At 64.0% G+C, this 20,404-nt stretch carries 21 protein-coding genes; 13 read left to right on the forward strand and 8 right to left on the reverse strand.

All coding sequences use genetic code 11. The annotated features are described in order from the left end of the window. Nucleotides 1-65 precede the first annotated feature (65 nt). Nucleotides 66-749, forward strand: a complete 684-nt coding sequence (locus ACQ4MJ_RS03120; RefSeq protein WP_431150114.1) for a CPBP family glutamic-type intramembrane protease — start codon at nucleotides 66-68, stop codon at nucleotides 747-749. 35 nt (nucleotides 750-784) lie between these two features. Next, entirely contained in the window at nucleotides 785-1,453 is a 669-nt protein-coding gene (locus ACQ4MJ_RS03125) for a hypothetical protein (protein WP_431150112.1), read from the forward strand. Between the two features lie 182 nt (nucleotides 1,454-1,635). On the opposite strand, the gene ACQ4MJ_RS03130 is transcribed toward ACQ4MJ_RS03125, so the two are convergent. The 6 genes from ACQ4MJ_RS03130 to ACQ4MJ_RS03155 form a co-directional block, all read right to left on the reverse strand. Beyond that, complete coding sequence (locus ACQ4MJ_RS03130; protein ID WP_431150110.1) at nucleotides 1,636-2,073, reverse strand: T6SS immunity protein Tdi1 domain-containing protein; 438 nt, start codon at nucleotides 2,071-2,073, stop codon at nucleotides 1,636-1,638. Nucleotides 2,074-2,139: 66 nt separating this feature from the next. Further along, the gene (locus tag ACQ4MJ_RS03135) at nucleotides 2,140-2,685 is read right to left on the reverse strand and encodes an NADAR family protein (protein ID WP_010461414.1); all 546 of its coding nucleotides are present in this window, start codon (nucleotides 2,683-2,685) and stop codon (nucleotides 2,140-2,142) included. A 29-nt stretch (nucleotides 2,686-2,714) separates the two neighbouring features. Continuing rightward, a complete protein-coding gene (locus tag ACQ4MJ_RS03140; RefSeq protein WP_431150108.1) occupies nucleotides 2,715-3,113 on the reverse strand; it encodes a hypothetical protein in 399 nt (132 codons plus the stop codon). Nucleotides 3,114-3,205: 92 nt separating this feature from the next. Then, nucleotides 3,206-3,712: a hypothetical protein gene (locus tag ACQ4MJ_RS03145; RefSeq protein ID WP_431150106.1), complete on the reverse strand. Its 507-nt coding sequence runs from the start codon at nucleotides 3,710-3,712 to the stop codon at nucleotides 3,206-3,208. A gap of 305 nt (nucleotides 3,713-4,017) precedes the next feature. Then, nucleotides 4,018-4,728 carry a hypothetical protein gene (locus ACQ4MJ_RS03150; RefSeq protein WP_228896698.1) on the reverse strand — a complete coding sequence of 237 codons (711 nt, stop codon included), beginning with the start codon at nucleotides 4,726-4,728 and terminating at the stop codon, nucleotides 4,018-4,020. Between the two features lie 207 nt (nucleotides 4,729-4,935). Further along, the gene (locus ACQ4MJ_RS03155) at nucleotides 4,936-5,847 is read right to left on the reverse strand and encodes a LysR family transcriptional regulator (protein ID WP_431150104.1); all 912 of its coding nucleotides are present in this window, start codon (nucleotides 5,845-5,847) and stop codon (nucleotides 4,936-4,938) included. Between the two features lie 244 nt (nucleotides 5,848-6,091). On the opposite strand from ACQ4MJ_RS03155, the gene amaB reads away from it, so the two are divergent. The 11 genes from amaB to ACQ4MJ_RS03210 all read left to right on the forward strand — a co-directional run bounded on the left by amaB (nucleotide 6,092) and on the right by ACQ4MJ_RS03210 (nucleotide 18,552). Continuing rightward, nucleotides 6,092-7,627, forward strand: a complete 1,536-nt coding sequence (amaB, locus tag ACQ4MJ_RS03160; protein ID WP_431150102.1) for an L-piperidine-6-carboxylate dehydrogenase — start codon at nucleotides 6,092-6,094, stop codon at nucleotides 7,625-7,627. A 23-nt stretch (nucleotides 7,628-7,650) separates the two neighbouring features. Beyond that, nucleotides 7,651-8,847, forward strand: a complete 1,197-nt coding sequence (locus ACQ4MJ_RS03165) for an NAD(P)/FAD-dependent oxidoreductase (RefSeq protein WP_431150100.1) — start codon at nucleotides 7,651-7,653, stop codon at nucleotides 8,845-8,847. 119 nt (nucleotides 8,848-8,966) lie between these two features. Beyond that, entirely contained in the window at nucleotides 8,967-9,884 is a 918-nt protein-coding gene (locus ACQ4MJ_RS03170) for an amino acid ABC transporter substrate-binding protein (protein WP_431150098.1), read from the forward strand. After that, nucleotides 9,881-11,107 carry a pyridoxal phosphate-dependent aminotransferase gene (locus ACQ4MJ_RS03175; protein WP_431150096.1) on the forward strand — a complete coding sequence of 409 codons (1,227 nt, stop codon included), beginning with the start codon at nucleotides 9,881-9,883 and terminating at the stop codon, nucleotides 11,105-11,107. The genes ACQ4MJ_RS03170 and ACQ4MJ_RS03175 overlap by 4 nt, the downstream gene beginning before the upstream one ends. A gap of 34 nt (nucleotides 11,108-11,141) precedes the next feature. Beyond that, nucleotides 11,142-12,827 carry a thiamine pyrophosphate-binding protein gene (locus ACQ4MJ_RS03180; protein ID WP_055400655.1) on the forward strand — a complete coding sequence of 562 codons (1,686 nt, stop codon included), beginning with the start codon at nucleotides 11,142-11,144 and terminating at the stop codon, nucleotides 12,825-12,827. A gap of 153 nt (nucleotides 12,828-12,980) precedes the next feature. Next, complete coding sequence (locus tag ACQ4MJ_RS03185) at nucleotides 12,981-14,210, forward strand: Y-family DNA polymerase (RefSeq protein ID WP_431153120.1); 1,230 nt, start codon at nucleotides 12,981-12,983, stop codon at nucleotides 14,208-14,210. A 117-nt stretch (nucleotides 14,211-14,327) separates the two neighbouring features. Further along, complete coding sequence (locus ACQ4MJ_RS03190; protein WP_431150094.1) at nucleotides 14,328-14,966, forward strand: RNA polymerase sigma factor; 639 nt, start codon at nucleotides 14,328-14,330, stop codon at nucleotides 14,964-14,966. Further along, nucleotides 14,963-15,745 (forward strand): anti-sigma factor, encoded by a 783-nt coding sequence (locus ACQ4MJ_RS03195; RefSeq protein ID WP_431150092.1) that lies wholly within the window; start codon nucleotides 14,963-14,965, stop codon nucleotides 15,743-15,745. The genes ACQ4MJ_RS03190 and ACQ4MJ_RS03195 overlap by 4 nt, the downstream gene beginning before the upstream one ends. 150 nt (nucleotides 15,746-15,895) lie before the next feature. Beyond that, nucleotides 15,896-16,384, forward strand: a complete 489-nt coding sequence (locus ACQ4MJ_RS03200; RefSeq protein ID WP_121420787.1) for a tetratricopeptide repeat protein — start codon at nucleotides 15,896-15,898, stop codon at nucleotides 16,382-16,384. A 241-nt stretch (nucleotides 16,385-16,625) separates the two neighbouring features. Continuing rightward, nucleotides 16,626-18,185 (forward strand): methyl-accepting chemotaxis protein, encoded by a 1,560-nt coding sequence (locus tag ACQ4MJ_RS03205; RefSeq protein ID WP_431150090.1) that lies wholly within the window; start codon nucleotides 16,626-16,628, stop codon nucleotides 18,183-18,185. Between the two features lie 100 nt (nucleotides 18,186-18,285). Continuing rightward, nucleotides 18,286-18,552, forward strand: coding sequence for a hypothetical protein (locus ACQ4MJ_RS03210; protein WP_121420785.1), 267 nt, complete (start codon nucleotides 18,286-18,288; stop codon nucleotides 18,550-18,552). 25 nt (nucleotides 18,553-18,577) lie between these two features. Here the strand turns inward: ACQ4MJ_RS03210 and queF are convergent, their stop codons facing one another. Together queF and ACQ4MJ_RS03220 are read right to left on the reverse strand one after the other, a co-directional pair. Continuing rightward, nucleotides 18,578-19,423 carry an NADPH-dependent 7-cyano-7-deazaguanine reductase QueF gene (gene queF, locus ACQ4MJ_RS03215; RefSeq protein ID WP_306553749.1) on the reverse strand — a complete coding sequence of 282 codons (846 nt, stop codon included), beginning with the start codon at nucleotides 19,421-19,423 and terminating at the stop codon, nucleotides 18,578-18,580. 57 nt (nucleotides 19,424-19,480) lie between these two features. Beyond that, entirely contained in the window at nucleotides 19,481-20,395 is a 915-nt protein-coding gene (locus ACQ4MJ_RS03220; protein WP_176886649.1) for a 2OG-Fe(II) oxygenase, read from the reverse strand. Nucleotides 20,396-20,404 lie beyond the last annotated feature (9 nt).

The raw sequence follows: 20,404 nt of genomic DNA on the forward strand, positions 1-20,404 counted from the left end.
CCCACCCACTTCCTCATTCACAGTCGCCGATCGAATCCGGTCTGCCCTTCAGCTTTGGCAACCCCGTGCCATTGAGCACTCGCAGCAGCGTGATGCTGTGGGCCGCCAGCGCAATCGCCTTCGCCCTGTTGCTGGCGGTGCCGCGCTGGTTGCCCGACCAGTGGGGTGGCGCTTTGGCCGCGCTGCTGTTTGTGGGCGTTCAGTGGGCGGGGCTGCGATGGGCGGTGGGCCCGGCATGGGTGGCGCTGTTCAGGCGACCCCGCTGGCGCGATGTGGCGCTGGGGCTGGCCGCAGTGCCGCTGGTGATCGGCTTGCCCGCGCTGGTGGCTGCATATGGGTTGGGCATGTCTCACCTCAGCGCCAACGCCAGCATCGATGCTGTTGCGGACTTGTCCCCAGCGCAGCTGGTTGGGCGGTTCGCACTGGTTGCCGTGCAGCTGCTGGGCGAAGAGCTGGTCACCATCCTGCCACTGCTGGCCACCGTGGCCTTGCTGCACCGCGCTGGCATGCCCGCCCGTTGGGCCGTGGCCTTGGCATGGATGGTTACGGCGCTGGTGTTTGGCGCACTGCACCTGCCCACCTACCAATGGCATCTGGGCCAGGCCTTGCTCGTTATAGGAGCCGCTCGTCTGGCGCTGACGGCAGTCTTCATCTACACCCGCAACCTGTGGGCCAGCACCATCGCCCACATTGCCAACGACTGGACGATCATGGCCTTTGTGCTGGCCTCTACCCGCACCATTGCCTGACCCATTGACCCTGCCCACCGCCGCAAGGAGCTCCTGTGGACTTTCTCAAGATCCTCAAGTCATTTGAAGACTTTGTGTACGAGGCACTGATCTGGCTGATCCTGCTGCCCAAAACCCTGGTGCGCATCGTGCTGCGCCCGCGACAGATGGTGGCCTACGTGCAGGCCGAGCAAACCCGCGAAGGCGACGACCGCTACGGCGACGCCATCAGCCCGCCGCTGCTGCTCATCCTGTGCGTGCTGGTGTCCCATGTGTTCGACCTGGCCCTGCGCAAACAAGCGGCGCAAGAAATGGGAACGCTCGCGGCCGAACTGCTCAAGTCCGAGCAAAACCTGCTGCTGTACCGCACCATGGCGTTTGGAATCTGGTCTCTGGCAGGCGCCGTCTGGTACATGTGCCACAGCCGCCAGCCCATCCACCGCGTCAACCTGCGCAACCCGTTTTACGAACAGTGCTACCTGGTGGCACCGTTCGCAATGGCCATGTCGATCAGCACCACGTTCGCACTGTCGGGTGGGCTGCTCTCTGCATTCGGAGTGGGGCTTGCACTGTTGGCCCTACTTTGGTTTTTTATCGTCGAGTGGCACTGGGTGCGCGAGCGGGCGGGGTTAGGCGCAGGTCGTGCAGCGGTGGTGGCAGGAGGGCTGGTGTTGATGGGGCTGGTGGCGAATACCGGCCTGGGGTATCTGCTGAGGCATTTGTGAGAGGTTGGTTAGAACGAATTCGATATAGGGCGCTGCCTCGTGCACGCTGGCGCACTTCACCGTAGGGCAGAATTCGGCCAAGAGCAGTCGGTGGCGGCTACCGAAAGCGGACGCTCAACGTTTGAGATGAGAGGCTTGACCCGGCTTGCCGGGGCAAGTCCTCTCGATTGAAGGGTTAGGCGTCATTTGATGATTCGAAGTCGTACCTGCGAGCCTTCGGGCAGATCTTTGACTTGGTGAGCTATGTCGCCTGTGACTTCTATGAGTTCTGAGAAGGCAATTGAAGCCAGATTGTCACCGCCGTACTCACCACCGAATGGCCCGGGAATCTTGAAGCAGTACTTTCGACTTGGCTCGAGTGGTCCGACCTTTACCTTAGCCTCCTCGACGAGGGCAAACATGTTCCAGTCTTGCTGAAACTCTTCATCCTTGGTTAGTGAATCGAGTGCCGTTCGATCAGCGGCTACTACTTTGCAAGACAGATCTTCTGGACATATGCGCCAGTACTGCCCCTGCTCATCTCGAACCATGAGATTGCCAAAGTCGTTCTCGCCGACGACTTTGACGGGATTGATGCCTGTCCAGCCCCAGGCGCGCTGAATGTGTTCGATGAGTTCCATGACGCCTAACGTTCGACCTAAGGGGCGGCTTGCGGCTTGCCGCAAGACGTCCCCTTGACGGAGGGGTTAGGCGTCACGGCGTACCTGCATGAGCGCGAAGCCCAAGAGATTGAGGCCTCGCCACTGATTGGGATTGTTGACCTTCTCGTCATCCTGGGCCAGACCGATGCCCCAGACTCTATCGACTGGGCTCGCTTCAACAAGGATGCGATCGCCAGTTTGCTGGAGAAACTGCCCAAGTTCAACGTTTTGTGTGAACTTGGCTTGATTGGCGCGGACAACGATGGAGAAGCGATGCTGAAGCCAAGTGGCTTCATCAAAACCGCGCACTTGGCGCCCCAAGGCTTTGGCGGCTCCCGGGTTTGGAGCTCGAAGAACCTGCTCTTTGGTTGCCTGATCGCCGAAGAGCGAAGCCTTCTCAGCCATCATGAAATGCTCCGCCGTGGGGTATTGCTGCCCATCTACGACGAAGGGGGCACCGTACCACTGGCTGAAGCAGGATGCGGTGACGCCATGCTTGCTGGGTTGGTGGCCCCAGAAGAAGACGAACTTCAGCTTCTGTCCAGCATTGAAGCGGGTCCGCAAGTCTTCGAGTAGTTGTGAGTCGTTCATACGTCTCCCATTAACGCCTAACGTTGGAGTTAAGCGGCGCCGCTGTGCGGCGTCTGCTTGAACGACCTGTTAGCCACCAGGCCGACAAAAGCGGGGAAGAGTGCCACGGGGCACAGTAGGTCGAGCCACATGAGTGAAGCGACGTCCACGAGGTTCTCGCCTGGTGCGTAGTAAAAGGAAGCGCCAAGTACGGCGGCCGAGGCGGCCAGACCGGCGGCAAAACCACCCACCACTGAAAGCTCGCGAAGCAACCAGGACGTGAGGATGGTTCCAAGGGCCACAAAGGGCAACCAGGAAAGGACTTGAAGGAGCGGGACAAGCCAAGCGGTCCGCTCCGCATCGCGCCCAAAAGGATGGAACGCCACCCAGAGTCCGAAAGCGTTGAGCGCCAGCCATGCCACGCCAACGCCCAAGGCAGCGGCAATCAAGAGCGTTCGAACTCGCACAGGCGCTTCAATCTGCAAGCTAACGTTGGAGGTGACCCGCGTGCTGCCGGTGTGTGTCCGTGTCGATCCACTGGTTAGGCGGCAGCATCCGGATACTCCCAGTCAATAAGCTTGACTCTGAACTTCTCCAGTGCCATCAAGGTCAGGGCGCAGCGGCTGCAGTCTTCTTCGAATTTCTCGGGGAGCATTTCCTCCTCTACCTCTTCTCTTATGCCCTTCTTGCCACTGAGCTCGGAGTTATACCGGATGAGGCCCTCCAAGCCGTCGACGTTGAACCAACGCATGTACTTGGAGTGAACGATTTCATTTCGCCTCTTGGCCAGCTTTAATACTTCCACCATGAGATTGTGGAATTCAGGTTTCTCGACGGATTGCGGCGGGCGAAGCAGATCGACGTGACGAGCGAACATAACGTCAGTGGTTTTGACCCGCTTGCCAAACTCAAGCTCGTTCACAAGTATCAGAACCGCTTCGCTGTCTCCACGGGACATGCGCACTAACAGATCGGTCAACGTCGCTTCGATATGCTGGAACAGGAATACAAAGCGTCCGAGTTGGTGGAAAGGAGTTGGTTGTTCCATCTGAGGCCTACCGCAATGTATCTCGCAGAACTTGCGGGATAGGCTGGACCGTGCGGGATATTCTGGACACTGATTTCTCCTGGAAGTGGCTTGCAGCCTGGGTTTTCATGCCTAGAGCTATGGAAACGTTCAGGTATAGAGATTCCTGCAAATCCCGCAAGCTTCAGCTGAGCAAACTATAGCCTGCGAACGCGGAAAGGCAGGGGTGGCGGCGCTTAAGGTTGGGGCGCAAGCAGAACAAATGACCGGATTGGAGAGTTGCGCTCAACGTCGCCTTCGGGCCCATGTCCGACATTCGACAACCTTCATGTGAACTGGTCATAAAACACCTCAATCTGGCTGGTAGCGACCAAAGCTTGGAGCGGAAAGACCAGCCAAGGAGTTGCGACCTCCATGTCATTGAGGCGAACTAGCAATTGATCTCGCACATCCGGTTTCACCTCCTGCCGCCAGTTCAGCACTTGGCCCCAGGTCGAACTTCCGTTCAAGTGCAAGGGAAACCATGCGGACTGAACTGAAGCGCTATAGGCCGTTGGAAAGAGTCGCTTGTATGCCTGCAGGTTGTAGAGCCAAGAAACGCCGCGCACGGTTGTAGCGCGTGGCTCCGTGCGCTGAACATGCGATATCAGTTCTTGTAAATCGGCCCTCCTTGCGCTGGAATTCTCAATAGCAAGCGGACTGGAATTGATTCCATCTGGCGCAACAAAGTGGATGCGCAAGGTACCGTATGCATCGGGCGGATCGTAAGAAAAACAGCCGAACGACCGTTTGATTTCGATGTAGGAAAGAGATTGTTGGAAATCGGCACACAAAGCGACTTGCTCGGCACGGTCATCAACCGCGCTTTTTACCTTGTTCAGAAAGAGTTTCCACCTACTTGCGCCAGTGTCCCCCCACAGATTCAGCCTGCGTCGCAAGTTGGTACAACGGTCAATGGCGACGTCGAGAGGCACTGCCGCTTTCGCTGCATAGTGCGTGGCAAATTTCAATTGCAGGGAGAAATAGTCTTCAAGCATGAATATGACGTTAGCACCGTCTTGCCAACTTTCGCTTCTGGCCGATAGCAACCGAGCGAGCTCCCGGTCCGGGCATGGATCAGCAGGTGTTTTGTGCCAATTTTGATGAGCTGTGGCCGCTTTGCAATATGGCGCTACAGGCCATTTTGATTGCCGCCTCATCCTCTTGGCGATATGCCCCGGTCTCTCGGTATGAGCGATCGGTCCTCACCCTTGCCGCTGCCCCGCACACTCCCCCACCACCCAATCCCTGAACGCCTTCACCAACGGTGTTTGCGCCCGTGCCTCCGGGTACGCCAAGTAGTACGCATCGGTGCTCGTCAGCACCTGGTCTGACAGCTCCACCAAACTCCCGGCCGCCAGCTCTTGCTCAATCAAAAAGCGTGGCAGCAGCGCCGCCCCCAGGTGGGACACGGCAGCCTGCGCAATCATGGCGAAGTGTTCGGACTGCGGGCCGCGCAGGGCCAGGGCCGTGGGTACGCCCACCAGCTCAAACCACTCGGCCCACTGAGTGGGGCGGGTGCTTTGCTGCAGCAGCACCACGCGGGTCAAATCCTGCGGGGTGTGGATGCCGTGGCGGTCGCGGTAGGTGGGGCTGCACACGGGCACGGTTTCTTCGTGCATCAGGTATTCGCACACTGCGCCTGCCCAGTGCGGGGTGCCGAAGTGGACGGCGGCGTCAAACGGCGTGCCCGCAAAGTCAAACGGCTCGGTGCGGGCCGAGAAGTTGACCATGGCCTCGGGGTGCAGTGCCATGAAGCCGCCCAAGCGCGGGATGAGCCAGCGCGTGCCCAGCGTGGGCAGCACGGCCAGGTTGAGCAGGCCGTCGGTGCTGGAGAACGCCATGGCTTTTTGCGTGCTGGCTGACAGCTGCTGCAGCACGTTTTGCACGTCGGCCGCGTAGACCCGGCCCGCGTCGGTCAGCACCACGCGCTGGCGCACGCGGTGGAAGAGGGCGGTGCCGATTTGCTCTTCCAACTGGCGGATCTGGCGCGACACGGCACTTTGGGTGAGGTGCAGCTCTTCGGCCGCGCGCGACACGCTCTGGTGACGGGCGGCGGCCTCAAAGGCCAGCAGGTCGGCGGTAGAGGGCAGGAAGGTTCGGCGCAGCAGGGTCATACTGGGTCATGCGTTGGGGGAATGATGGGTGACGCCAAAAATTGAGCCTTTTGAGCCCCTGTCGCTCATTGGGTACAGGGTAGCGGTCCTGATATTTTCAGGTACTTCATGCTGATTTGTGATCAAGTAGTTCCATTTTTTTGCTATCCAGCGCGGCGCGATTGGCGGATATTGGCGCATTCACTGCGTGTGTTTTCCCACGCTGTTTCCCTTTCTCTGCCTCCATCCAAGCTAGCGAGCCGCCATGTCCGCCACCCCTGTCGCCACCTCTCTCGTGTCCGAAGTCGATCAACTGCTGCAACGCCTGGGCGTGCCCCGCACGGCGTACACCGGCGGCACGCTGGCGGCGCGCTCGCCCATCACGGGCGAGGTGCTGGCCCAGGTGCCGCAGCAAAGCGCAGCCGACGCCACGGCTGCCATCGGCCGGGCGCATGCGGCCTTTTTGGCGTGGCGCAATGTGCCTGCACCGAGCCGGGGCGAGCTGGTGCGCCTGCTGGGCGAGGAGCTGCGTGCCGCCAAGGCCGACCTGGGCCTGCTGGTGACCATCGAGGCGGGCAAGATCCCGTCCGAAGGCCTGGGCGAGGTGCAGGAGATGATCGACATTTGCGACTTTGCCGTGGGCCTGTCGCGCCAGCTGTACGGCCTGACGATTGCCACCGAGCGCCCCGGCCACCGCATGATGGAAACCTGGCATCCGCTGGGCGTGTGCGGCGTCATTTCGGCCTTCAACTTCCCGGTGGCCGTGTGGTCGTGGAACGCCGCATTGGCGCTGGTGTGTGGAGATTCGGTGGTGTGGAAGCCGTCGGAGAAAACACCCCTCACGGCCCTGGCCACGCACGCGATTGCGCAGCGTGCCATCGCCCGTTTTGGTGCCGACGCACCCGAAGGCCTGCTGGAGCTGATCGTGGGCCAGCGCGACATTGGCGAGGTGCTGGTGGATGACGCCCGCGTGCCCGTGCTGTCGGCCACGGGCTCCACCGCCATGGGCCGCGCCGTGGGCCCGCGCCTTGCAGCGCGTTTTGCGCGCGGCATCTTGGAGCTGGGCGGTAACAACGCCGCCATCGTGGCGCCCTCGGCCGATTTGAACCTGGCCCTGCGCGGCATTGCGTTCGCCGCCATGGGCACGGCGGGCCAGCGCTGCACCACGCTGCGCCGTCTGTTTGTGCACGAGAGCATTTACGACCAGCTGGTGCCCCTGCTGACCAAGGTGTACGCCAACGTGCAGGTGGGCGACCCGCGCACGCCCGGCACGCTGGTGGGCCCGCTGATAGACCGTCCTGCGTTTGACGGCATGCAAAAAGCGCTGGAGCAAAGCCGCGCGCTGGGCGCTACGGTGCACGGTGGTGGCCGCGTGGAAGGCGTGGGCGGTGCGGATGCGTATTACGTGCGCCCCGCTCTGGTGGAGTTGAAAGCCCATGAAGGCCCCGCGCTGCACGAAACCTTTGCGCCCATCCTGTACGTGGTGCGCTACAGCACCATCGACGAAGCCATTGCCATGAACAACGCCGTGGGCGCGGGCCTGTCATCGTCCATCTTCACGCTCAATGTGCGCGAGGCCGAGCAGTTCATGTCGGCCGCGGGTTCGGACTGCGGCATTGCCAACGTGAACATTGGCCCCAGCGGCGCCGAGATTGGCGGCGCGTTTGGTGGCGAGAAGGAAACCGGCGGTGGCCGCGAAGCGGGCTCAGACAGCTGGAAGGCTTACATGCGCCGCGCGACGAACACCATCAACTACTCCACCGCATTGCCGCTGGCGCAAGGCGTGACGTTTGACGTGTAAGCCACGCGCTGGTTGCCCTGTTCATGTTGATCGCTAAGGAATCACACCCCATCGTCATCATCGGCGGTGGTGTCATTGGCAGTGCGATTGCGTACTTCCTCACGCTGCAGCAGCCGGGCTGCGAGGTGGTGGTGGTCGAGCGTGATCCGGCCTATGCGCGCGCATCGTCGGCGCTGTCGGCCAGCTCCATCCGCCAGCAGTTCTCGACGGACATCAACATCCAGATCTCGGCGTTTGGCATTGGCTTCTTGCGCAACGTGGGCACGCTGTTGGCGTGCCATGGTGACGAGCCCGACATCGGTCTGCACGAAGGCGGCTACCTGTACCTGGCCACCCAGGCGGGCGAGGCCACGCTGCGCGAGAACCATGCGTTGCAAAGGCAGTACGGTGCCGACGTGGCGCTGCTCAGCCCGCGTGAATTGGCCGAGCGCTTTCCGTGGCTGGCACTGCAGGATGTGGCGCTGGGCTCGCTGGGCCTGTCGGGCGAAGGCTGGTTTGATGGCTACCTGCTGCTGGCGGCGCTGCGCAAGAAGGCACAGGCCCAGGGCGTGCGCTATGTGGCCGACGAGGCGGTGGGCCTCGACACGGCGGCCAGCGACGGCGTGTTGCATGTGGATGCGGTACGCCTGCAAAGCGGTGCCGTGCTGCCGTGCCGCTATGCCGTGAACGCGGGCGGCCCGTGGGCGGCAGCCATTGCGGGCTGGGCTGGCATTGATCTGCCCGTGGTGGGCAAGCGCCGCACGGTCTTCAACCTGGCCAGCCCCGCAGCGCTGCCGGGCTGCCCGCTGCTCATCGACACCAGTGGCATCTGGCTGCGGCCCGAGGGCAAAGGCTTCATCTGCGGCTTTGCGCCCGACGCCGACAACGACGCCGACTTTGCCCCGCTGGAGCCCGAGTACGACGCGTTCGAGGACTACATCTGGCCCACGCTGGCCGAGCGCATTCCGGGCTTTGAGGCGCTGCGCATGCAGGGTGCCTGGGCGGGCTACTACGAGATGAACACCTTCGACCACAACGCCATCGTGGGCCTGCACCCGGCGTGCGACAACCTGGTGTTTGCCAACGGCTTTTCGGGCCACGGCCTGCAGCAGTGCCCGGCGGTGGGGCGCGGCCTGGCGGAGTGGATGTTGACGGGCGGCTACCAGAGCCTGGACCTGTCGCCGCTGTCCATCGAGCGCATTGCGCGCAACCAGCCGTTGCTGGAGAAAAACGTCATCTGAGCCTTGAGCCCCCTGCGGCGATGCCCCGGCGCACCGCCCGTTCGATTTTTCCTTTTTTGGTATTTCTGCTTTCGACGCTTTCCAACCTGCCAATCACAACACCACCGGAGACAACGACCATGGCAATTTTCCGCAAGACATTCACCGCGCTCGCCGCAGGGCTGGCACTGGCCTACACGGCTTTTGCACCCGCGCAGGCACAGACCCCATCCACCCCCACGCTGGAGAAAATTAAGGCATCTGGCAAGGCGGTGCTTGGCGTGCGCGAGACTTCGCCGCCCATGGCCTACGCACTCGGCGCCAACGAAAAATATGTGGGCTACCACGTGGAGCTGTGCGAGCGCGTGCTGAAAGAAGTCGCGCCCGACGCCAAGCTTGAATACATGGCCGTGACGGCGCAGAACACGCTGCCGCTGGTGCAAAACGGCACGCTCGACATCGGCTGCGGCCCCACCACCAACAACACTGCGCGCCAGCAGCAGGTGGCCTTTGCGGTGACCACCTACGTGAGCGAAGTGCGCATGGCGGTGCGCAAGGATTCGGACCTGAAGTCCATCAGCCAACTTGCCGGGCGCACCATCGCGGCATCCACCGGTACCACGGCAGTGCAGTTGCTGCGCAAGCAAGAACGCGCACTGGGCGGCGGCGCCATCAAGACCGTGCTGGGCAAGGACCACCACGAAAGCTTCCTGCTGCTGGAAACAGGCCGTGCCGATGCCTTTGTGCTCGACGACAACCTGCTCGCCGGGATGATCGCCAACTCCAAGGACCCGTCGGCCTACCGCATCGTGGGCGAGCCGCTGGGCGCCGAGCCGATTGCGCTGCTGTTCCGCAAGGACGACCCCGCCTTCAAGGCGGCGGTGGACGGTGTGCTCACCAAGCTCATGCAAAGCGGCGAGATGGAAAAGATCTACACCAAGTGGTTTGTAAACCCCATCCCACCCAAGAACATGAGCCTGAACCTGCCGCTGGGCACCACGCTGCGCCAGCTGTTTGCCACGCCCAACGACAAGCCCCTGGAGACCTACCAGCAATGAACGCCGCCGTTCCTGCCACGGCCTTCCGCGCGGCCGACCGCATCAGCGCCATCGGTGTGTCCGACATCGTGCGCATCACCCAGGCCGCCAACGAGCTCAAGCGCCAGGGCCAGCCCGTCATCGTGCTGGGCCTGGGCGAGCCCGACTTTGACACGCCCGCCCACGTGATTGAAGCCGCGCAGCAGGCCATGGCGCAGGGCGACACGCACTACACGGTGCTGGACGGAACGCCCGCGCTCAAGGCGGCCATCCAGCTCAAGTTCCGCCGCGACAACGGCCTCGCGTTCGCCACCAACGAAATCACGGTGGGTGCGGGCGCCAAGCAGGTCATCTACAACGCGCTGATGGCCAGCCTGAATCCCGGCGACGAGGTCATCCTGCCCGCGCCGTACTGGACCTCGTACGCCGACATGGTGCTGATTGCCGGTGGCGTGCCTGTGGTGGTGCCCTGCAGCGAAGCCAACGGGTTTCGCATCACGCCCGAAGAGCTCGACGCGGCGATCACACCGCGCACGCGCTGGGTGTTCATCAATTCCCCCTCCAACCCCAGCGGCACGGCCTACAGCGCCGAGCAGTTGCGGCCTATTCTGGAGGTGGTGCTGCACCACCCGCAGGTGTGGGTGCTGGCGGATGACATCTACGAGCACATCCTGTATGACGGGCTCGCGTTTGCCACCCCCGCAGCCGTGCTGCCCGCACTGCGCGAGCGCACGCTGACGGTGAACGGTGTCTCCAAGTCGTACGCCATGACGGGCTGGCGCCTGGGCTACGGCGCCGGGCCCAAGGCACTGATCGCGGCCATGGCAGTGGTGCAAAGCCAGGCCACATCGTGCGCGTCGTCCATCAGCCAGGCCGCTGCGGTGGCTGCACTCACCGGCCCGCAGGACGTGGTGGCCGAGCGCTGCCGAGCGTTTCAGGCGCGGCGCGACCTGGTGGTGGCGGCCCTCAACGCATCGCCGGGCCTGCGTTGCCGCGTGCCCGAGGGCGCGTTCTACACCTTTGCCAGTTGCGAAGGTGTGCTGGGCCGCACCACGCCGGGCGGTGTATTGCTGCGCACCGACGCCGATTTTTGCGACTACCTGCTGCGCGAGTTCCATGTGGCCGTGGTGCCAGGCAGCGTGCTGGGGCTGGCGCCGTACTTCCGTATCTCGTACGCTGCCAGCATGGCCGACCTGCAAGAGGCCTGCGCGCGCATCCAGCGCGCGTGCAAGGCACTGTTCTGAGTTCTTGTTCTGTTTTGTGAAATGACCGTCTGACATGACTACCGCACCCACCACCTCCCGCACGGGCGGCCAGATCCTGGTCCGCCAGCTCATCACCCACGGCGTGAAGCAGCTGTTCTGTGTGCCGGGCGAGAGCTATCTGGCCGTGCTCGATGCCCTGCACGATGCCGACATTGCCGTGACGGTGTGCCGCCAGGAAGGCGGCGCGGCCATGATGGCCGAGGCACAGGGCAAGCTCACGGGCCAGCCCGGCATCTGCTTTGTGACACGCGGGCCGGGCGCCACCAATGCGTCGGCCGGTGTGCATATCGCTCACCAGGACTCGACCCCCCTGATCCTGTTCGTGGGCCAGGTGGCACGCGGTGCCATGGGGCGCGAGGCGTTTCAGGAGCTGGATTACAGCGCGGTGTTTGGCACCATGGCGAAGTGGGTGGTGCAGATTGACGACCCGGCCCGTGTGCCCGAGCTGATCTCGCGCGCCTTCCACGTCGCCACATCCGGCCGCCCCGGCCCCGTGGTGGTGGCGCTGCCCGAAGACATGCTGACCGAAGCCGCCACCGTGGCCGATGCGCTGCCTTACCAGGTGACCGAAACGCACCCCGGCGCCGCGCAGATGGCCGAGCTGGCCCAGCGCCTGAAAGCCGCGCACCAGCCCGTGGCCATCCTGGGCGGCAGCCGCTGGTCCGAGCAGGCGGTGCGCGAGTTTGTGGCGTTTGCCGAGGCTTGGTCGCTGCCGGTGTATTGCTCGTTCCGGCGACAAATGCTCTTCCCGGCCAACCACGCTTGCTATGGCGGCGACCTGGGCCTGGGGGTGAACCCGCGCCTGTTGGCACGCATCCGCGAGTCCGATCTGGTGCTGGTGGTGGGCGGGCGCCTGTCAGAGATCCCGTCGCAGGGCTACGAGCTGTTTGCCATCCCCAACCCCACGCAGCCGCTGGTGCATGTGCATGCCGATGCCGATGAGCTGGGCAAGCTGTACCGGCCCGCGCAGGCCATCCACGCAACGCCGCAGGCATTCACGGCGGCGCTGGCGGGTGTGCGGCCTGCGGGGGCTGTGGCCTGGCATGCCCATGCAGAGATGGCACGGTCCGAGTACATCCTGTGGAGCGACACCAACCCCATCCAGATCCCCGGCGAGCTGCAGATGGGCCAGGTCATGCAGCATCTCAAGTCCACGCTGCCGGCCAACACCATCTTCTGCAACGGCGCAGGCAACTTTGCCACCTGGGTGCACCGCTTCTGGCCGTTTACCACTTATGCCAGCCAGCTGGCGCCCACCAGTGGCTCCATGGGTTACGGCCTGCCTGCGGGTGTGGGTGCCAAGCGCCTGTGGCCGCAGCGCGAGGTGGTGGTGTTTGCGGGCGACGGCGACTTCTTGATGCACGGACAGGAGTTTGCGACCGCTGTGCAGTACGGCCTGCCCATCATCGTGGTGCTGCTCGATAACGCCATGTACGGCACCATCCGCATGCACCAGGAGCGAGAGTATCCCGGCCGCATCAGCGCCACCCAGCTCAAGAATCCGGACTTCAAAGCCTACGCCCAGGCCTTTGGCGGGCATGGAGAGCGGGTGGAGCGCACCGAAGACTTCGCCCCGGCTCTTGCCCGTGCCCGCGCGAGCGGTCTGCCCAGCGTGTTGCACTGTTTGATCGACCCCGAGGCCATCACGCCCACGGGCACGCTGCAGGGCATTCGCAGCGCGGCCATGGCCAGGCGATAGCACCGTCATGCCCGGTGGCAGCAGTCTGTCACTCTGCCGCGCACAATAGCGGGCGTGACCGTTTCAGCGCCCGATTTCCCCGATAACGAGCCCGCAACTGCAGCCCCGCCTCAGCGCCAGGGGCAGCGGCTGCGCCGCATCGCCCACCTCGACATGGACGCGTTTTTCGCATCTGTCGAACTGCTGCGCTACCCGCAGCTCAAGGGCCTGCCCGTGGTGATTGGGGGCGGGCGGCGCAAGGTGGATGAACTGTTGTTGCAAGGCCCGGATGGCACGGGCTTGCGCGAGCGGCATTTCATCCCGGTGGAGGACTTTCCGCTGCTCAAGGACTATGTCGGCCGGGGCGTGATCACCACCGCCACCTACCCCGCGCGGCAGTTTGGTGTGGGCTCGGCCATGGGGATGATGAAGGCCGCCAAGCTGTGCCCGCAGGCCATTGTGCTGCCGGTGGATTTTGACGAGGTGCGGCGGTTTTCACGCCTGTTCAAAAGCACCATCATGGAGATAGCCCCCGTGATGCAAGACCGGGGCGTGGACGAGGTGTACATCGACTTCACCGACGTGCCCGGCGGCCAGCGCGAAGGGGGCAGGGTGCTGGCGCGGCTCATCCAGAAGAGCATCTTTGACGTGACCGGGCTGACTTGCTCGATTGGCGTGGCGCCCAACCGGCTGCTGGCCAAGATGGCCAGCGAGTTCAACAAGCCCAACGGCATCTCTATTGTTTACGAGGAAGACCTTCAGACCAGGATCTGGCCGCTCAATGTGCGCAAGATCAACGGCATTGGCCCCAAGGCCGGCGAGAAGCTGGCACGGCTGGGCATCGAAACCATCGGGCAGCTGGCGGCGCAGGATGAGCAATGGCTGATGGGCCACTTTGGCAAATCCACCGGGGCGTGGATGCACCGGGTGGCCTGGGGGCGGGACGACAGCCCGGTGGTGACCGAGAGCGAGCCCGTGAGCATGAGCCGCGAGACCACGTTCGACCGCGACCTGCACGCAGTGCGAGACCGCGCTGAACTGGGCGCGATCTTCACCGACCTGTGTATGCGCCTGGCAGAAGACCTGCAGCGCAAGGGCTATTTGGCGCGCACCATCGGCATCAAGCTGCGCTACGACGACTTCAAGATCGCCACGCGCGACCACACGGCGAACCTCTACACGGCCGACGGCGCCACCATCCGCCAGCTGGCCGGGCAGTGCCTCAAACGCGTGCCGCTGGACAAGCGCCTGCGGCTGCTGGGCGTGCGGGCCAGCACGCTGGCGCGGCGGGGCGAAGAGCCCGTGCTGGAGCCACGGGCTGGGGCAACGGCAGAAACACGCCGGCGCAAGCCATGCTCCGCAGATGGCGCAGAGGGTGTGGGTGGCACGGCGCAGCTTTTCTAGCGCGGGTTGACGTCGTTTCCTGCCAGTTCACGGCCCGGTGGGGTCCTGGCAATCGGCGTAAACACCCAGAGTGAGACCTGCCTGTATCGCCTGTTGCGTTCCTATACTCGCCCGCATATGGCCACTGCCACCGATGTTCCTTCCGCCAACCTGCAAGCGTTGATCCGCGCCGCAGCCGGGGGAGACCATGCCGCCTTCGCGCAGATCTACCAGCGCACCCACGTGCATCTGTTCGGCGTTGCCGTGCGTATGTTGGGACAAGGACAGGCGGCCGAGGATGTGCTGCAAGAGGCGTATGTGAGCATCTGGAAGAACGCTGGGAGCTACCGCAGCGAAGTGGGCGGGCAGCCTATCCAGCCCATGACATGGCTGATCGCCATCGTGCGCAACAAGGCGCTGGACGCCTTGCGCGTCCGCGCCCGGCGGCCTGAAAGCGCCTGGAACGACACCACGGAGCTTGCAGGCAGCGATGGGGATGGCAGCGACGCGCCGCCGGGTGCTGCGTCTGCATTGGCCCCCGCACCCAGCGCACTGCATCTGCTGGAGCAGGCCACCCAGGCGCTGCGCATCGAAGGCTGCATGAATGCGCTGGACGGAAGCTACCGGCAAAGCTTGGCACTGGCTTACTACCAGGGCCTGTCGCATTCCGAGGTGGCGGCGCAGATGGGCGCGCCCCTGGGTTCGGTCAAGGCCTGGATCCGGCGGGGCCTGGAGCGCCTGAAAAGCTGCCTGGCCGCGCAAGGGGTGGGCGCATGAGGTACACCCACCCCGCGCTGCTGGACCACCTGGCGTCTGCCTACGTGCTGGGCACGCTGGGTGGTGGCGCGCGCCGCCGCTTCGAGCGGCTGCTGCGCGATCGCAGCGATGTGCAGCTGTTGGTGGCGCAGTGGGAAGGGCGGCTGGGGATGCTGGCCCGTTCGGTGCCGGTGCAACAGCCACCGCAGCGCGTGTGGGCCGCCATAGAGGCGCGCACCCGGCCGCGCGATGTGAAAGACGCAGCCGCGCAGGGCGGTTGGGCCGGTCTGCTGTGGCGGCGCCATGGTGTGTTGCAGGGCTTGGCGGGTGTGGTGTTGGGTGTGGTGGCCACCGTGGCCCTGGTGGCTGCGGTGCCAACCTTGTTTGTGTCGAGCGACCAGGTGGCCCTGCGCGCAGGGGACAAACTGCCGCAGGCCTATGTGGGCCTGCTGACGGACGAGGCGGGCAACGGCAAGGTGCTGGTGAGTTCGCTGCGCCATGGACGCACGCTGACGGTGAAGGTCATCGGGCCTATCACGCTTCCAGCGATGCCAGCGATGCCAGCGACGATGGCGGGTGCAGCCCCCCAGCTGGTGCTGTGGGCGGTGCCAGCTGACGGTGCCCCGTTTGTGCTGGGCACGGTGCCGGTGGCAGGTTCTGCGGTGTCGGTGTTGCCCGATACGTCGGAGAAGCTGCTGCTCAAGGTCAGCAAACTCATGGTGACGCTGGAGACATCGGCAACGCCGCAGGTGCCCAGCAGCACCGTGTTTTTCACCGGCAACTGCGCCAAGCTGTGGTGAGCGGCGCGAGGCTCCCGTCGGCTTTGCAAAAATAACTGTCCAGCGCTGCATCCGTTTTGCATTCCGTGTCGTTTATCTGAGGTGCCGGTCTCCGGCATGGGGCCAGCGCGGCCTCCGACCATTCCAACTTCACGTTTTCAGGAGCCTCCCATGCCTTCATTCCCTGTTCGCCCCTTGATGTCTGCGCCCCTGCTGAGCCTGGCGCTGGTGCTGGTGCCCGTGTTGGCACTGCCCATGGCCCACGCGGCCGATATGCCCACCACGCCAGTGGAGAACGCACGCATTGACGACTTTGCCGTGGGCAAAAAAGCCATCGAAGCCAAGAACTGGGCGCTGGCGGCCAGCAGCTTCAGCAAGGTGGTGGCCCAGAATCCGCAGAACGCCGATGCCTATAACCTGCTGGGCTACTCCAACCGTTGGCTCGGCAAATACGACGAGGCGTTTGCGGCCTACAACAAGGCACTGGCGCTGGACCCCCGCCACAAGGGAGCGCTGGAATACTCGGGCATGGGCTACCTCAAGGTTGGCCAGAAGGCGCAGGCCGAAGCCCAGCTCGCCAAGCTGCAGGCCATCTGCGCGCAATGCGAGGAGACCACCGATCTGGCCAAGGCCATAGCGGCCTACAAGCCGGCGCAGTAAGAGCGGCGAAAAAACCCTTCTTGCGTTGTTGTTGCGTCTGGTCGTACTACCCGTACTGCCTGCGACGCAGCGCCTCGCCAGAACCGCTGCGCTGGGTTTTGTTATCCGCTTTGTATCGTTTTCAGGCGCCTGATTTTTAGTGTGTAAGGCGCTGTTGGCCCGTTAGACTTGATCGGTATCAAGCGGTAACGAATAGCGTGCCGCGCTGCCTGCCTCTGCTGCAGGCCCATCAGGAGCCAACATGCGCATCAACCTGCCGGTGACCCAGCAGAACTTCGACTATTCCGGCGATGAACTGCTGGTGTCCAGCACCAACACCAAGGGCGAGATTACCCACTGCAATCCAGCGTTCGTTCGCGTGAGCGGCTACAGCTACGACGAACTCATTGGCCAGCCGCACAACCTCATCCGCCACCCCGACATGCCCGCCGAGGCCTACAAAGACATGTGGCGCACCATTGGCCGGGGGGAGCCCTGGACGGGCCTGGTCAAGAACCGCCGCAAGAACGGCGACCACTATTGGGTGCGCGCCAATGTCACCCCCATCATGGAGGGCGGCAAGCCACGTGCCTACATGTCGGTGCGCACCAAGCCCAGCTCGGCAGAAATTTCTGCTGCCGAAGCCCTGTATGCCCAGATGCGCAGCGAGGCGGCATCGGGCGCGAGCAGCTTCTACCTGGACTCGGGCAACGTGCGCTACCGGGGAGTGCGTGGCTGGCAGCAGCACCTGGCGCAGATGGCGTTGCTGCCCCGCATGGCGATCCTGCTGCTGGTAACGGTGCTGCTGGCCTTGTTGCCCGATGTGATGGGTCTGCAAGGCACCACCGCCTGGGTAGCCCGCTTGGTGTTGCTGTTGCTGGGGGTGGGGTGGACGCTGTGGCGCTTTCAGGCCACCGTGTTGCAGGGCGTGCACGATGCCACCCGCTTCGCGTCCGACATCTCGGCCTGCAACCTGGCCACGTCGGTGGGCACTGACTATCCCCAACCCCTGGGCGCGCTGATGCAGCGCCTGCTGCAGACCCAGGTCAATCTGCGCGCAGTGGTGGGCGATGTGCGCACCGAGGTGCGCAACTTCATTGACTCAGCCGACGAGATCTCGCGCGGCGGCCTGGACCTGTCGGCCCGCACCGAATCGCAGGCCAGCAGTCTGGAAGAGACTGCTGCGGCCATGGAGCAACTGGCCAGCACGGTGCTGGAGACCTCCGAGACTGCCGCCAAGGTCTCGCGCGAGAGCGCGCAGAGCAGCGACATCGCCAAGCGCGGCGGCCAAGCGGTGCAAGAGGTGGGCGCCGCCATGCAGCAGATGAAGTTGTCGTCCACCAAGATCAGCGAAATCGTGGGCGTGATCGAGGGCATCGCCTTCCAGACCAATCTGCTGGCCCTGAACGCCGCCGTCGAGGCGGCCCGTGCCGGCGAGCAGGGGCGGGGTTTTGCGGTGGTGGCGGGTGAGGTGCGGGCGCTGGCCCAGCGCAGCGCCAGCTCCGCCAAGGAGATCAGCGGTCTGATCGGCGTGACGGTGAACCAGATCGCCAGCGGTGCCCAGCAGATGGGCCATGCAGGCACCACCATTGAGGGCGTGGTCGATGCAGTGGAGCGCGTGAGCACGCTGGTGCAGCAGATCAGCAGTGCCACCAAAGAGCAGTCGCAAGGCATCGCCCAGGTCAACGAGGCGGTGACGCAGCTGGACACCGTGACGCAGCAGAACGCGGCGCTGGTCGAGGAGTCTGCGGCGGCGGCGCAGGGGCTCAAGGAGAGTGCGGTGTCGCTGGGCCGCTCGGTGGATGTGTTCCGGCTGGGGTAACGGGTAACGGGTGCTGTGGCGAGCGACCGCCAGCCACGCAGACCTTGACGAATGCTTACTCGTAACTTACAGTGATTTTCCCGTTTTCCGGGAGATCACCATGACCATTAACGAGCTGCAACGCATCAAGCAGTGGCATGTCGCGCACAAGGCAGACCACCCGCTCGAATACCACCTGTGGGACCTGGTGTTGACGGTCTGGATGCTGGGCTGGGTGGGCTGGTTTCCCATCATCGCTTTTGGCGAGCCGTGGACCGCGCCGCTGTGCCTGATGGGTATCTTCGGGCCCAGCCTCTATGTCACCTGGCGAACGCGTGCCCACCTGCGCCACACCCTGCGGTGCGACTGGATCGATGCGCGGAGCTGATGGACGCGACTGACGGCGGCTGGGCCTACTGCCGTGCCGTGCGCACGTTGCGCGGCAGACCTTGCGGGTGGCTGGTGCGCAGCGGGTTGATGTCCAGCCCGCCCCGGCGCGTGTAGCGCGCGTACACAGTCAGTTTGATGGGTTTGCAGCGCGTCCACACATCCATGAAGATGCGCTCCACGCACTGCTCGTGGAACTCGTTGTGGTTGCGAAAGCTCACCAGGTACTGCAGCAGCCCTTCCTGGTTGATCTGCGGGCCGCTGTAGCTGATCTGCACACTGCCCCAGTCGGGCTGGCCGGTCACCAGGCAGTTGCTTTTGAGCAGGTTGCTGGTCAGGGTTTCGGTCACGGGTGCCTCGTTGAACGTGGCCGTCAGCAATTCGGGGGTTGGCTGGTACTGCGTGCATTCCACATCCAGGCGGTCCAGGCTCAGGCCGTCCAGTTCATGCACGGGTTCCTGGTCGAACAGCTCCGGCGCGATGAGCCTCACGCCCACGGTGGCCGGGTGTTCCGCGCCACGCCACGCGGCTTCGCTGATGTCGGCACGGATGCGCGCCTGCACTTCGGCCGCATCGGCAAAACGGGTGTTGTTGAAGCTGTTGAGGTACAGCTTGAACGACTTGCTCTCCACGATGTTGGGCGTTTCGCACGGCACGGTGATGTGCGCCAGCGCCACCTGCGGCTTGCCGCGCAGGTTCAGCCACGACAGCTCGAATGCTGTCCACAGGTCGGCCCCGAAGAACGGCGCGGCGCCGGTGATCCCGATTTCGGCGCGCTTGCCAGAGCGGGGGATGGGGAACAGCAGCGATGCGTCGTACTGGTCCACGTAGGCGGAGGACTTGCCGAGTTGGGATTGTTCCGGGGTGTTCATAAATGCTATTAAATTTATAGCTAATAGCGCTTTATGGATAAGCGCTAGAGCCTGTTTTTACTTGAATTCCCGTTCGCGCAGCCACTTGGTGGCGATCCACTTCTCGCCCGCGATCACCGGCGCACCGCCGTGCAGCGTGCGGGTGGACGGGTGCGGGCGCTCATAGCTGAAGAACACCGCATTGCCGCGCTGCGGCGCGACCTCCAGGTGCACGTCGGGGAAGGTGGTGCCGCCGCCTTTTTCGGGGGTGTTCAGGTACATCACCAGTGTGCCCACACGTTGCCCGCCGCGCTGGACGATGGTGGGCGTGCCGGGCTCGGCGGGGTCGAAGTAGTCGTAGTGAGGCTTGTACTCGGCGCCTGGGCGGTAGTGCAGCACCTGCAGGCCCTCGCCGTTCTCGATGGGCCAGTTCAGCAGGCGCGCAATACGTTCTTCGATGCGCTGGATCAGCGGGCTCTGGCCGCGCTGGAAGAACATGCCGTCGCTGGTGCGGTCGTCATTGATTTCCTCGCCGCCCGTCTTGGTGGCCACGGTGAGCGAGCGCGCCATGCGCGGCGCAGCGTCCGCGATGAGGGCGTCGCATTCTTCGGGCGAGAGCAGGTTGCCAAACACCACGATGCGCGGCTGGGCCATGGCCAGCAGCACATTCACGGTGCGGTCGCCACAGTCCACCTGGGCGGGCGATGCATCCAGCTGGGGCTCGGGGACAGGCACGGCGGCGGGCTGGCCTTGTTGTACGGCCAGTTCGTTCAGGTGGTCCTGCAGCGTGACCTCCAAGGCGTCGGCGGCCACGTCTTCATCCCAGCCCGCATCGCGCATGGACTGCAGCACCACGGGCGCGGCGTAGCCGGCCTGGGCCTGTTCGATGATCCAGCGGCGCAGCTCGGGCGTGATGGCCTGCCGCGCGGTGCTGGCGCGCTGGTGGGTGGTTGTGGTGCTGCTGTCGGGGTGCTGCTCAGAACGCGATGCCATGGCGGTCCT

Source organism: Acidovorax facilis, assembly GCF_050626955.1.
GTDB classification, from domain to species: Bacteria; Pseudomonadota; Gammaproteobacteria; order Burkholderiales; family Burkholderiaceae_C; genus Acidovorax; species Acidovorax facilis.